The organism is Streptomyces griseorubiginosus, assembly GCF_017614965.1.
Lineage (GTDB): Bacteria > Actinomycetota > Actinomycetes > Streptomycetales > Streptomycetaceae > Streptomyces > Streptomyces griseorubiginosus_B.
On sequence record NZ_WVUG01000264.1, the window covers coordinates 1 to 12,422 of the forward strand.

General features: G+C 72.9%; 9 protein-coding genes and 1 pseudogene. 5 read left to right on the forward strand and 5 right to left on the reverse strand.

The window, feature by feature from the left end; translation table 11 throughout:
* Window positions 1-210: 210 nt before the first annotated feature.
* Both GRC12_RS33915 and GRC12_RS33920 read right to left on the reverse strand, forming a co-directional pair.
* A complete protein-coding gene (locus GRC12_RS33915) occupies window positions 211-1,575 on the reverse strand; it encodes a phosphomannomutase/phosphoglucomutase (protein WP_208783642.1) in 1,365 nt (454 codons plus the stop codon).
* 220 nt (window positions 1,576-1,795) lie between these two features.
* Window positions 1,796-2,173, reverse strand: coding sequence for a DUF3499 domain-containing protein (locus GRC12_RS33920; RefSeq protein ID WP_308286699.1), 378 nt, complete (start codon window positions 2,171-2,173; stop codon window positions 1,796-1,798).
* A 342-nt stretch (window positions 2,174-2,515) separates the two neighbouring features.
* On the opposite strand from GRC12_RS33920, the gene GRC12_RS33925 reads away from it, so the two are divergent.
* Window positions 2,516-2,965 carry a metallopeptidase family protein gene (locus GRC12_RS33925; protein ID WP_133046030.1) on the forward strand — a complete coding sequence of 150 codons (450 nt, stop codon included), beginning with the start codon at window positions 2,516-2,518 and terminating at the stop codon, window positions 2,963-2,965.
* A 14-nt stretch (window positions 2,966-2,979) separates the two neighbouring features.
* Here the strand turns inward: GRC12_RS33925 and GRC12_RS33930 are convergent, their stop codons facing one another.
* The 3 genes from GRC12_RS33930 to GRC12_RS33940 form a co-directional block, all read right to left on the reverse strand.
* Complete coding sequence (locus GRC12_RS33930; RefSeq protein ID WP_208783644.1) at window positions 2,980-4,518, reverse strand: DUF5719 family protein; 1,539 nt, start codon at window positions 4,516-4,518, stop codon at window positions 2,980-2,982.
* The gene (locus tag GRC12_RS33935) at window positions 4,515-8,159 is read right to left on the reverse strand and encodes a glycosyltransferase family 2 protein (protein ID WP_208783646.1); all 3,645 of its coding nucleotides are present in this window, start codon (window positions 8,157-8,159) and stop codon (window positions 4,515-4,517) included. The genes GRC12_RS33930 and GRC12_RS33935 overlap by 4 nt, the downstream gene beginning before the upstream one ends.
* A 174-nt stretch (window positions 8,160-8,333) precedes the next feature.
* Entirely contained in the window at window positions 8,334-8,597 is a 264-nt protein-coding gene (locus tag GRC12_RS33940; protein WP_003975777.1) for a WhiB family transcriptional regulator, read from the reverse strand.
* A 668-nt stretch (window positions 8,598-9,265) separates the two neighbouring features.
* Between GRC12_RS33940 and GRC12_RS33945 the strand changes: the two genes are divergently transcribed.
* From GRC12_RS33945 to GRC12_RS33960, 4 genes and pseudogenes are all read left to right on the forward strand, one after another.
* Complete coding sequence (locus GRC12_RS33945; protein ID WP_208783648.1) at window positions 9,266-9,760, forward strand: cysteine dioxygenase; 495 nt, start codon at window positions 9,266-9,268, stop codon at window positions 9,758-9,760.
* A gap of 34 nt (window positions 9,761-9,794) precedes the next feature.
* Window positions 9,795-10,754 (forward strand): 2-phospho-L-lactate transferase, encoded by a 960-nt coding sequence (gene cofD / locus GRC12_RS33950; protein WP_208783650.1) that lies wholly within the window; start codon window positions 9,795-9,797, stop codon window positions 10,752-10,754.
* Window positions 10,751-12,061, forward strand: a complete 1,311-nt coding sequence (locus tag GRC12_RS33955; protein WP_208783653.1) for a coenzyme F420-0:L-glutamate ligase — start codon at window positions 10,751-10,753, stop codon at window positions 12,059-12,061. Before cofD ends, GRC12_RS33955 begins: the two co-directional genes overlap by 4 nt.
* Before the next feature lie 78 nt (window positions 12,062-12,139).
* Window positions 12,140-12,422 (forward strand): annotated as a pseudogene (locus GRC12_RS33960) (DNA-3-methyladenine glycosylase 2 family protein); the annotation flags it as partial.

The following is a 12,422-nucleotide window of genomic DNA, read 5'->3' on the forward strand; positions in this document are numbered from 1 at the left end:
CCCCTACCCGTCCCATCCCCAGGGACTGCCGCCCCTTCAACCCCGCCAGGGCTCCGCCCCGGACCCCGATCGGCCCTTCGGGCCCCGTCCTCAAACGCCGGACGGGCTGAATGATGCCGACCGGCGTCAAGCGCTCGACGGGCCGAGCGGTGCGACCGACGTCATGCGCTGGACAAGCCGGGTCACCCAGGTCAGCCGGAGAAGGCCGGATCAGGCTCTGATGATCGCCAGTACCTCGTCCCGCACCTTGGTCATCGTCGCCTCGTCCCTCGCCTCCGTGTTCAGCCGCAGCAGCGGTTCCGTGTTGGAGGGGCGGACATTGAACCACCAGTCGGTGGAGGTGACGGTGAGGCCGTCGAGTTCGTCGAGGGTGACGTCCTCGCGGGCGCCGTACGTCGATCGGATCGCCGCCAGGCGGGACTTCTGGTCGGCCACCGTGGAGTTGATCTCGCCGGAGCCCACGTAGCGGTCGTATGCGGCCACGAGCGAGGACAGGGGGCCGGACTGGCCACCCAGGGCCGCGAGGACGTGCAGGGCCGCCAGCATGCCCGTGTCGGCGTTCCAGAAGTCCTTGAAGTAGTAGTGCGCGGAGTGTTCGCCGCCGAAGATCGCGCCCGACGAAGCCATCTCGGCCTTGATGAAGGAGTGGCCGACCCGGGTGCGGACCGGGGTGCCGCCGTGCTCCCTGACCACCTCGGGGACCGACCACGACGTGATCAGGTTGTGGATGATCACGCCCTTGCCGCCGTTCCTCTCCAGTTCCCGCGCGGCCACCAGCGCCGTGATCGCGGACGGGGAGACCGGGTCGCCGTGCTCGTCGACCACGAAGCAGCGGTCCGCGTCGCCGTCGAAGGCGATGCCGAGGTCGGCGGACTCCTCGCGCACGCGCTGCTGCAGGTCGACGAGGTTGGCCGGGTCGAGCGGGTTGGCCTCGTGGTTGGGGAAGGTGCCGTCGAGTTCGAAGTACATCGGGACGAGGGTCAGGGGCAGGCCCTCGAACACCGTGGGCACGGTGTGGCCCCCCATGCCGTTGCCCGCGTCGACCACGACCTTCAGGGGACGGATGGAGGTCAGGTCCACGAGGGAGCGGAGGTGGGCCGCGTAGTCCGTCAACGTGTCACGCTGTGTGATGGTTCCCGGTGACGCGGCCGGTTCCGGCGCGCCCGACTCGGTCCACTCCTCCGCCAGTTCGCGGATCTGGGCCAGGCCCGTGTCCTGGCCCACCGGTGCCGCGCCCGCCCGGCACATCTTGATGCCGTTGTACTGGGCCGGGTTGTGCGAGGCCGTGAACATCGCGCCCGGCAGGCCGAGCGCACCCGAGGCGTAGTACAGCTGGTCCGTCGAGCAGAGGCCGATCTCGGTGACGTCGGCGCCCTGGGCCGCCGCGCCGCGCGCGAAGGCGCGTGACAGGCCCGGCGAGGACGGGCGCATGTCGTGGCCGGTCACGATCGCGTCCGCCCCGGTGACGCGGACGAAGGCGGCGCCGAAGAGCTCGGCCAGTGTCTCGTCCCACTGGTCCGGTACCACTCCGCGTACGTCATACGCCTTCACGATCTGCGACAGATCAGCAGCCACGGCCAACCCTCCTGAAGTCCTATCGGTCGCCCACAAACTACCCGTACCGGAAGACCGGGTGCCGTCCGGTCGTCGCGTAGCGCAATCCGAGCCGTTGGCTCGGGTCAGAGCCGGGTAAGGGCACAGGGCGCGGGCGGGGTGACGTCCGGAGGAAGAAATCGGAGGGGGAAACCGGAGGAGGACCTGGGGAGTCCGAAGGGGAAGTTGCCCCGGGAGTCGGTCAGTTGTCCGGGGAGCGCAGTACCCGCAGGTGGCCGCGGCGCGCGACCTCCATGGGGTCCGCCGAGCGGGCCCCGCCGCCGCCCGCCTGGGCCGCCCGCTCCTGCGGACGGGCCGCCTCGCGCACCGCGTTGGCAAGCGCTTCCAGGTCGTCGCCGCTGGGGCGGGCCGGGGCGGAGCCGTCGAGGAGGCGGACGACCTCCCAGCCGCGTGGGGCGGTGAGGCGCTCGGAGTGCTCGGCGCACAGGTCGTAGCAGTGGGGTTCGGCGTAGGTGGCGAGCGGGCCGAGGACCGCGGTCGAGTCGGCGTAGACGTACGTCAGCGTCGCGACGGCGGGTCGGCCGCAGGCGGTTCGCGAACAGCGACGTACAGGGCTCACGACGTTGGACGGTACCGCACTCTTGAGCGGGCCGCGACGACTCTCCCCCAGGTCACCCCACCGTGTCGTGCTGTGAATCGCCCCACACACCCCTTCCGGCACCCCGCGCTGACCTGCGGGGACATCCGTTCACAGGGCATCGACCGACCCCTCGTACGATCAACACTCCGTACAAACACCGTCATTTGCCTCGACATCGACGGTCTCGGAGAGATACGGAATCGAGCCCAACCTTGGCTGGAATGGTCATCCTGAGACAGGGCTTACCAGGCCCCCGGGACCGTCCGGTATGCCGCGTGGGGTCGGGCGGCCGGTCCGCGCGGGGACTACGCTTCACCGGTGATGGACAACCCCGTAACGCCCCGGGCCGCTGCCCCCGGGCCCCGTCGTCGTGACCGCCACGGCCGCGGCATGCGCGGGCCGATCGCACCGCCCCAGGTGCCGCTCGCCGCGAGCCGCGCCGACGCGTTCGCGGATCTGGTGCAGGACTCGGTGGAGCGCCTGGAGCGACGCTGGCCCCAGCTCGCCGACATCGACTTCCTCGTCCTCGAGGTGCCGCGTCTGGACGGCCCCGGGCAGAGCTGGAACGACGAGGCGGTGCCCCTGGGCGGCACGATCGCCGCGCGCGAGGGACGTCCCGCGCGCGTGGTGGTCTACCGGCGGCCGGTGGAGATCCGCACGAAGGGCCGGGACGAGCGGGCCGCCCTGGTGCACGAGGTCGTCGTCGAGCAGGTCGCCGAGATCCTGGGGCTGACCCCCGAGACGGTCGACCCGCGCTACGGCGAGGACTGACCCCCGCCGCCCGCCTACTTCTGCAGCACCGACAGGTCCTGGTCCGTCTCCGGTACGGCGACCGTCCCGCGGTCGTCGGGCAGCGTCTGCACGGTGAAGCCCAGCACGCCCCCTTCCGTCGCCGCCAGGGTGCGCGCGGCGTACACGGGCCCGCCGGACACGGGCTCGACCGTCAGCGCGTACGTGCCCTTCAGACCGCTCGGGACCGGGGCGTCGACGTCCTGGGTGGTTCCGGCCTTGATCGTGTACGTCTTCGAGACCGCCGTACCGCCGTCGCTGCCCGCCGATGCGGTGACCTTCACCTGCGCGGTGCGGGTGGGCGCGGTGATGGACAGGGTGGTGCCCTTGCCGCTGTTGTCGGCGGACGTCGCGCGCGTGCCGACCGGCGCGGTGGCCGGGATGAACGCCGTCTCCTGCTTGGCGCCCTTGCCCCGTACGACCTTCAGCGCGGCGACGACCGGCACGGACTGGCCGGTGGGCGTGAGGATCAGGGAGCCCGCCTCGCCGCGGGTGACGTCACCGAGGTCGGCGGCGGTCGTCATGCCCGCCTTGACGTGCAGCGTCTCGTTTCCCGCCGGGGTGATCGAACCGCTCGGGGAGGCGAGACGCACCTTCAGGTCGGCGTCCGCGTCGCCGGGCGTGAAGGCGATCAGGCGCACGGATGTGGCGTCCTTGGGGATGCCCGGCAGGACGAGGCTGCCCGCGGGGTCGCCGGCGGCGGCCAGCCAGTCCCCGCCGGCCTTGTCGTCCAGCGCCTGCACGGCGGCGCCCAGCCGGCCGCTGCGGACGTTCACGTGGACGGTGAGGTCCGTCTGCTTCTCGTCGGTGAGCGTGGACAGCAGGATCGGCTCGCTGGCGTGCGGCGGGACCGTGATGCCCTCCCCCACCGTGGACTTGAGGTCGCCGTCCTTGCCGTAGAGCTCGATGTCCACGACGGCGGCGGAGTCGTCGGGGTTGGTCAGGTGCACGTAGTCTGTGCGCCCGGTGGCGGTGCTGGCGCCGGGGAACCAGAACTCGGTGTCGGGAGCGGTGCAGTTGACGCCCTGCAGGCCGCGCCCGTTGCCCGCGGCGACCTCGGTGGTCTCCTGGACCGTCCAGCCGGGCGCGAACTTCCCCTCGGCCGTCCCGATCAGACCGGGAGTGTCCGAACCGGAGGCGTCGGTCGTGACCGGAGTGCCCGGCTCCTTGGGGGTGAGGGTCGGCGCGCCGGTCTTCTTCTTGCCGCCCTTGCCGCCCTTCTTGTCGCCGTTCTTGCCGTCCGTCTTGCCGGTGCCGCCGGTCCCGTCGGCCGACTGCCCGGTGGCGGCCTGGAACGCGGCCTTGCCGTCGCTTCCCGTGCCCTTGGTGACGGGGGTGAAGGACGTGTACGAGGTCTCGGCGAGGTCGGAGGTGCTGGGCGCCGGGCACAGCAGTGAGGTGCGCTCCACGGGCAGTTCGGCGGCCGCCCTGGCGGTGTCCGTGCCGGAGGCGCCCGGCGCGGACAGCGACGCGAAGCCCGTGACGGCGGCGAGCGCGGCGGTCCCGGCGATCAGGGACAGGGTGGTGCGGTTCACTGCTGACTCCCGTCGGGGCGCTCAGGGGCGTGCGGGTGCTGCTGCGCCGGGTCGTACGCGGGGTCGTAACCCTGCTGGTACGTCGGGTCGTAGGCGGTCTGGTCGTACGTCCCCTGGGTCTGGCCGCCGTAGCCGTACGGGTCGTACTGGCCGCTCTGGTACGGGTCCGCCTGGTAGGTCTGGTCGTAGCCCGCCGGGTACTGCTGGGCGCCCTGGTATTGCTGCTGCTCGGCGTAGTCGCCGTACTGGGCGCCCGCGTAGGTCGCGGGGTCCCACTCGTCGTAGACCTGCTGCTGCGGAACGGCGACCGGGGTCTCCTCCTGCGGAGGAGACGGGAACTCCTCGCTCTGGTCGGCTTCCTCGGCCTCGGTCTCGGCCTGGGCGCGCAGGCGGCGGGCGCGGCGGCCCTCGCCGGAGACGGCCTGGGCGGGGATCGACGGCTCCTCGGGGAGGTCGTCGTCGACGTCGCGGCGCCTGCCGGGCAGGGCGAGGACGACGAGGACGACGGCGAGGGCGCCCTGGGCCCACAGCCAGGCGGTGTGGGTGAACGGGGCGTCGTAGGTGACGTCGAGGCGGCCGCCGGAGGCGGGGAGCTGGAAGCCCTGGGCCCAGCCGTCGACCGTGGTGCGGGTGAGCGGCTTGCCGTCGAGGGTGGCCGTCCAGCCCTCGGCGGCGGTGTCGGCCAGGCGCAGGACGCGGCCGTCGGGGCCGGCCGGGACCGTGGTGTGGATGTCGACGGGTCCGGCGGCGACGGGCTGCGGGGCGCCGGTGCCGGAGACGATGGTGGCGCGCGCGACCTCCTGGTCGACCCGCCACAGCGCGCTGCCGCCCTGCTGGCTCAGCCGGGACAGTCCCGGGGTGGCGTCCAGGACGCGGGTGATCTCGCGGGGTGCGCCCTTGTGGACGAGGACGTAGCGCACGGCGAACTTGCCGAGCTGGTCGGCCTGGTCGGCGCCGGAGCCGGCGACCAGGTTGGCGACGACCTTGTCGAGCTGGGCGTTCTCGCCGTCGGCCGCGGCCGTCTCGGCGTCGCCCATGCGGGCGCCGGAGCCGCGGACCAGGGTGTAGCCGACGCGCGCGGTGGAGTCGCTGTCGAGGACGAGCGTGCGTGCCTGGTCGCGGGTGCCGCTCTCCTCGGCGACGAACGCGGGCACCTGGGTGGGGTCGCGCCGTTCGACGGGGCCGTCGGCGCCGCGGAGCATCCAGCCGCCGGCGATCAGCAGCGGGCCGGCGAGCGAGGCGAAGGCGATCAGCGCGGCCACCGGCTGGCGCCAGCCGAAGCTCTGCTCGGCCACCCGCGCGCGGGCCCCGTCGGCGCCGAGGGCGGCGGCGCTCAGCAGGGCGAGGCCGTAGACGAGGGTCGCGGGTCCCGCCCAGGTCGAGTCGTTGGACAGGACGGCGAAGACCAGGCCCACCAGGGCGACCACCCAGGCCGCCCAGATGCCGGACTGGCGCTCCGAGCGCAGCAGGGCGGCCAGCGCGGCCAGCACGATGCCGATCAGCATCAGTCCGCTGACCGTGCCCGGGCCGCCGGGGCTCGCGCCGAGCAGGTCGAGGGCGGAGGCGGCCGAGGGGCCGTAGTCCAGGCCGGCCTCCTTGAAGAAGCCGGACGGCAGCAGGGTCAGCGACCAGGGGGCGAGGACCAGCAGGGGCGTGCCGAGCTGGGCCAGGAAGCGCAGGCCGTGGGCGGTGATGTCGTTGCGGCGCACGGCCAGGACCGCGACGCCCAGGATCAGGGCGATCGGCCACACGATCGGCGTGAAGGCGGTGGTGATCGTCAGCAGCAGCGCGTACGCCCAGGTGGCGCGCCAACTGCCGCGCGTTCCCGAGGTGTTCGCCAGGCCGCTCGCCGCCACGCCCGCGCGGGCGATGAGCGGCAGCAGGACGGCGAGTACGGCGGTGCCGATGCGGCCGCCGGCGAGGGCGCCGGTGGCGGCGGGCAGGAAGGCGTAGACGACGGCCGCCCACGCGCGCAGCAGCCGCGACTCGATGAGCGGACGGGAGGCGAAGTAGGCGGTGAAGCCTGCCAGCGGCACCGAGCAGACCAGCAGGACCGTGACGGCGAGTCCGGTCGAGCCGAACAGCACGGAGGACAGCGTCGCCACGATCGCCAGGTACGGCGGCGCGGACGGGGTGCCGCCGGCGCCCACAGCGTGCCAGGCGTCGAGGTAGCGCGACCACAGCTCACCGGAGTCGCCCGGCGCGGGCAGCAGGGCACCTCCGGAGAGCGCGCCGCTCGCGAGCAGGTCGCGGCAGGCGATCAGGGAGACGAACAGCAGGACCAGGAAGAGCATCGGGCCGGGCGCGCGGGCGATGCGCTTGAGGCGGGCGAACTGCTCGATCTCCAGGAAGTCGGCGTCGTCGCCGCCGGGCCCGGACTCGATCCCGCCGCCGTGCCGTCCCGCGCCGGAGGTGGCGTCGGGGTCGGAGCTGCCGAAGAGGTCGCCGGCGACCTGCTCGACGGTGGCCCGCACGGTGGCGCCGGGCGGCGGGAACAGCGCGCGCAGCTCGCCCTTGTCGATCTGCGGCTGGCCGCGCCTGCGCCGGCCGGCGATGATCCGCTCGGGCCGCAGGAGTGTGCCGAGCAGGCCGCGGATCTCGTCGAGGGCCTGTCCGGGGACCTTGCCGACGAGATAGGCGACGGTACGCACGAGCGTGCCGAGCACCAGGCGCAGCAGCACCCAGGGCAGCGCGGCCGTACGCGCGTTGACGAGGAGGGTGTAGGCGGCGCCCGCCTTGTCGACCATGTGCGGGGAGGCGGCGCTGCGGCCCACGCAGTCGACGGTGCGGCGCTCGCGGGAGGCGGCCTCGGCGTGCCGTACGACCGCCTCGGGGGCGACGAGGACGCGGTGGCCGGCGGCGGTGGCGCGCCAGCACAGGTCGACGTCGTCGCGCATCAGTGGCAGCCGTTTGTCGAAGCCGCCGAGCTGTTCGAAGACGTCGCGCCGGATCAGCATGCCGGCGGTGGACACCGACAGCACGGACCGGACGTGGTCGTGCTGGCCCTGGTCCTGCTCTCGGCGGTCCAGGCCGGTCCAGCGGCGGCCGGAGTTGGCGATGGAGACGCCGACCTCGAGCAGCTGGCGCTTGTCGTACCAGCCGCGGAGCTTGGGGCCGACGACGGCCACGTCGTCGCGGCCGAGCTCCAGTTCGTTCTCCACGACGCGCAGCAGCTGGGCCAGGGCGTCGGGGTCGGGGGCGCTGTCGTCGTGCAGCAGCCACAGCCACTGGACCGGCTCGCCGTGCGGCAGCTCCGGCATGTCGTAGGCGTCGTCGCGCCAGGTACGGGTGACCGGGTCCCAGCCGCTGGGCCGCTTCAGATAGGGCAGTTCGTCCGGGGTGAGCACGGGGGCGGTCCGGGCCGCCTCCTCGACGGCCTGGCCGAAGCCGGTGCGGCGGGCGAGGTGCAGCACCCGGTCGGCGCCGAGGGCCTCGGTGACCAGCTGGGCGGAGTCGTCGGCGCTGCCGGTGTCGGCGGCCATGGCGAACTGGACGGGCCGCTCCTGGCCGAGCAGACCGGCGAGCGCGTCGGGCAGCCAGCGGGCGCCGTCGTGGGAGACGAGCACCGCGGTCACCACGTGACGCGGGAACTCAGGCGTGGCAGCGTCGTGTTGGGCTGCCGTGTGGCTGTGCACGGACATCGAGGTACGGGCCCCGGTTCGCTGGACTGCGGTGGACGTCTGTGCCCGGTGGGGGCAGCGAGGCGTCTCGGACGAGCGACCACACTATCGGCTGGGCACAGGGGCGGCCCGCCGCCTGTGGATAACCCACCTGCGACGGGCCGTTCGGTTGTGTGGGGAGTGGGGGCCGTCCGCTCAGACGGCCGCCTTCTTCAGGCGGCGTCGCTCCCGTTCGGACAGGCCGCCCCAGATGCCGAAGCGCTCGTCGTTGGCGAGGGCGTACTCGAGGCACTCGGAGCGGACCTCACAGGCGAGGCAGACCTTCTTGGCCTCCCGGGTCGAGCCGCCCTTCTCGGGGAAGAAGGACTCGGGGTCGGTCTGGGCGCACAGCGCGCGCTCCTGCCAGCCGAGTTCCTCGTCCGCGTCGTCGACCAGCAGTTGCTGCACCAGCTCGGTCATGTGCGCCCCTCGTCCGTCTTTCGCGTCCCCGTGATGTAGCCGTTACCGATTCCGGCTGAACGACACGAGTGAAATTACAAGTGTGCTGCTCCGGGCGAGTCAAGCCGAGATCTGCTATTGGGCCCCTTATTCACTCTGCGGAACCAAGGCCATGCGGAAAGTGTTCAAATCGGCATAAACCTTGACATGCAGACGAGGCCCCCGAGGGCCTACGGCCCGTACAGAGCCTTGTACGGGGAAGGACGCCCGGATGTTCGATCTCGTTCCACGCGCATCCCGAAGCAAGCCGGATCACAGTCGGATCACGGGATCACAACGAGGCTTGTGCGCCCGGTTGTGCGCCATGTGTCCCCGAGGACGCCAGCACAAACCTTTCACCTCTCAGATGAACCGGATGAGGTGAAACCGGTCCCACATACCGGGCGTCGAGTTGACAGTCGAGGTGTGAACCGATTGCCTTGTGGGCATGCTCGCGAACTTGGCACTCACCTCGACCGGCTCCGCCGGGTCCCACGGTGCTGCCCGCGCGCGCTGTAGCTGTTGTTGCTGTTCCAGCTGTTGAGCCACGTCTCGCTCCGGCTGTGACCGAGTCCCCCGCGACCCGGTCGGCGTTTTCTCATCACCCGTTCCCTCTGACCTTCTTTCACTGAGGAACCACAGCACCCCTTATGAACAGCGACAACGACCTCCAGATCGCCGGCGACATCCTCGAAGTCACCCACCTGCTGCAGCCGCCGCGCGAGCACCCGGCCACCGTGGCCGAGTTCGTGGGCCTGGCCCGCGCCATCGCCGCCGACCGCGCCCAGTGGGAGCACCTCGTCGAGTACGACGCCACGACGCGCTGGTACCACCGGCTGCGCACCGGGCCCGGCTACGAGGTGTGGCTGCTGTCCTGGGTTCCGGGACAGGGCAGCGGGCCGCACGACCACGGGCGCTCCTCCGGGGTGCTCACGGTCCTGGAGGGCACGCTGACCGAGCGCACCGGACGCGGCACGCGCGCGCTGGCGGCCGGGGCGCAGCGGGTGTTCGCGCCGGGGTACGTGCACGAGGTCGTCAACGACGCCCTGGAGCCCGCGGTCAGTCTGCACGTCTACTACCCGGGCCTGACCGAGATGCCGATGCACACGAGTGCCGCGTGCGAGGCGCGTCCGGTGACTGCCTGACGCTTTGTCGTACCCGCCTGCAAGACTTGGCCCCATGCGCATTGTGGTTCTGGCAGGCGGCATCGGTGGTGCCCGGTTCCTGCGCGGTCTGAAGCGGGCCGTGCCGGACGCTGACGTCACGGTCATCGGCAACACCGGGGACGACATCCACCTCTTCGGGCTGAAGGTCTGCCCGGACCTCGACACGGTGATGTACACGCTCGGCGGCGGCATCAACGAGGAGCAGGGGTGGGGGCGGGCCGAGGAGACCTTCCACCTCAAGGAGGAGCTCGCGGCCTACGGTGTGGGCCCGGAGTGGTTCGGTCTCGGCGACCGGGACTTCGCCACGCACATCGTGCGGACCCAGATGCTGGGCGCCGGCTATCCGCTGAGCGCGGTGACGGAGGCGCTGTGCGACCGGTGGCAGCCGGGCGTACGGCTGATCCCCATGACCGACGACCGCGTCGAGACGCATGTCGCCGTCGAGGTCGACGGCGAGCGCAAGGCCGTGCACTTCCAGGAGTACTGGGTGCGGCTGCGGGCCTCCGTGCCGGCCGAGGCGGTCGTACCGGTCGGGGCCGAGCAGGCGAAGCCGGCGCCGGGGGTGCTGGAGGCGATCGCGGAGGCGGACGTCATCCTCTTCCCGCCGTCGAACCCGGTCGTGTCGGTGGGCACGATCCTCGCGGTGCCGGGCATGAGGGAGGCGATCGCGGAGGCCGGAGTGCCGGTGGTGGGCCTGTCCCCCATTGTCGGGGACGCGCCCGTGCGTGGCATGGCCGACAAGGTGCTCGCGGCGGTGGGCGTGGAGTCGACGGCCGCGGCGGTCGCCGAGCACTACGGCTCGGGGCTGCTGGACGGCTGGCTCGTCGACACCGTGGACGCGGGCGCCGTGGAGCGCGTCGAGGCCGCCGGGATCCGGTGCCGGGCCGTGCCGCTGATGATGACCGACCTGGAGGCGACCGCGCGGATGGCCCGGGAGGCGCTGGAGCTGGCGGAGGAGGTGCGGGCCTCGTGAGCGCGACGCCGTCCGACGGCTACACGGTCTGGGCGGTGCCCGGGCTGCCCGAGGTGCAGCCCGGGGACGACGTCGCCAAGCTGATCGCCGCCGCCGAGCCGGGGCTGGCCGACGGGGACGTCCTGCTCGTCACCTCGAAGATCGTGTCCAAGGCGGAGGGGCGGATCGTCGCCGCCGCGGACCGGGAGGCCGCCATCGACGCCGAGACCGTGCGGGTCGTGGCCCGGCGCGGAGCGCTGCGGATCGTCGAGAACCGGCAGGGGCTGGTCATGGCGGCGGCCGGCGTCGACGCCTCCAACACCCCGGCCGGCACGGTCCTGTTGCTGCCCGAGGACCCGGACGCGTCCGCGCGCGCGATCCGCGACGGACTGCGCGCGGCCCTCGGCGTCGACGTGGGCGTCGTGGTGACCGACACCTTCGGCCGGCCCTGGCGCGCGGGGCTCACGGACGTCGCGATCGGCGCCGCCGGGGTGCGCGTGCTGGACGATCTGCGCGGGGGCACGGACGCGTACGGCAATCCGCTGAGCGCGACCGTCGTGGCCACCGCGGACGAGCTCGCCGCCGCCGGTGACCTGGTCAAGGGCAAGGCCGCCGGGCGGCCCGTCGCCGTGGTGCGCGGGCTGGCGCACGTGGTCGCACAGGACCACGGGGAAGGGGCGCGGGCCATGGTGCGCGGGGCGCGCGACGACATGTTCCGGCTGGGGACCTCCGAGGCGGTACGGGAGGCGGTGACCCAGCGCCGTACCGTACGGGCCTTCACGGACGAGCCCGTCGACCCCGGTGCGGTGCGGCGGGCCGTGGCCCTGGCGGTCACCGCGCCCGCGCCGCATCACACCACGCCGTGGCGGTTCGTGCTGCTGGAGTCGCAGGAGTCGCGGACCCGGCTGCTGGAGGCGATGCGGGACGCGTGGATCGCCGACCTGCGGCGCGACGGCAAGAGCGAGGAGTCGATCGCCAAGCGGGTGCGCCGGGGGGACGTGCTGCGCAACGCGCCCTGCCTGGTGGTGCCGTGTCTGGTGACGGACGGGTCGCACACGTACGGGGACCCGCGGCGCGACGGGGCGGAGCGAGAGATGTTCGTCGTCGCGATGGGCGCCGGCGTGCAGAACTTCCTGGTCGGACTGGCCGGTGAGCGGCTGGGCTCGGCGTGGGTGTCGTCGACCATGTTCTGCCGGGACGTGGTGCGGGAGGTCCTGGGGTTGCCTGAGGAGTGGGATCCCATGGGGGCGGTGGCCGTGGGGCATCCGGCCGAGGAGCCGTGGGCGCGCGGCGAGCGGGACGTGGGGAGCTTCGTCGAGGTGCGGTGATCTCGCGCCCGTACCCCCTAGTCTCTGAGGACGTCCCGCTGGTCTCGCGGGACGTCCCCGACATCCAGGAACCCAGCCGTGGCAGGACGCTTCTCTCCCCGGCCCACTCGTACGACCGTGCGAGGTGGGCAGGTCGGTGTGTCTGCGGGGATACCCCGGCAGGCCGCGGCGCCCGGCCGGGTGCGGACCGTGGTGCCCGCCGGGCCGCTGGAACTGGGGCTGGTGCTGGGGGTGCTGCGGCGCGGGCCCGGGGATCCGACCTTCCGGGCCATGCCCGACGGGTCCGTATGGCGGGCGAGTCTGACGCCCGGCGGGCCCGGGACGCTGCGGGTGTCCGTGAGCGGGGGCGCGGTCCGGGGCG

What these genes read in the sequence shown, in the direction of transcription:
- GRC12_RS33935 (WP_208783646.1), bottom strand. Translation starts at nt 8,159, where the DNA reads ATGTCCGTGCACAGCCACACGGCAGCCCAACACGACGCTGCCACGCCT.
- cofD (WP_208783650.1), top strand. Translation starts at nt 9,795, where the DNA reads ATGCGCATTGTGGTTCTGGCAGGCGGCATCGGTGGTGCCCGGTTCCTG.
- GRC12_RS33945 (WP_208783648.1), top strand. Translation starts at nt 9,266, where the DNA reads ATGAACAGCGACAACGACCTCCAGATCGCCGGCGACATCCTCGAAGTC.
- GRC12_RS33925 (WP_133046030.1), top strand. Translation starts at nt 2,516, where the DNA reads ATGGACAACCCCGTAACGCCCCGGGCCGCTGCCCCCGGGCCCCGTCGT.
- GRC12_RS33940 (WP_003975777.1), bottom strand. Translation starts at nt 8,597, where the DNA reads ATGACCGAGCTGGTGCAGCAACTGCTGGTCGACGACGCGGACGAGGAA.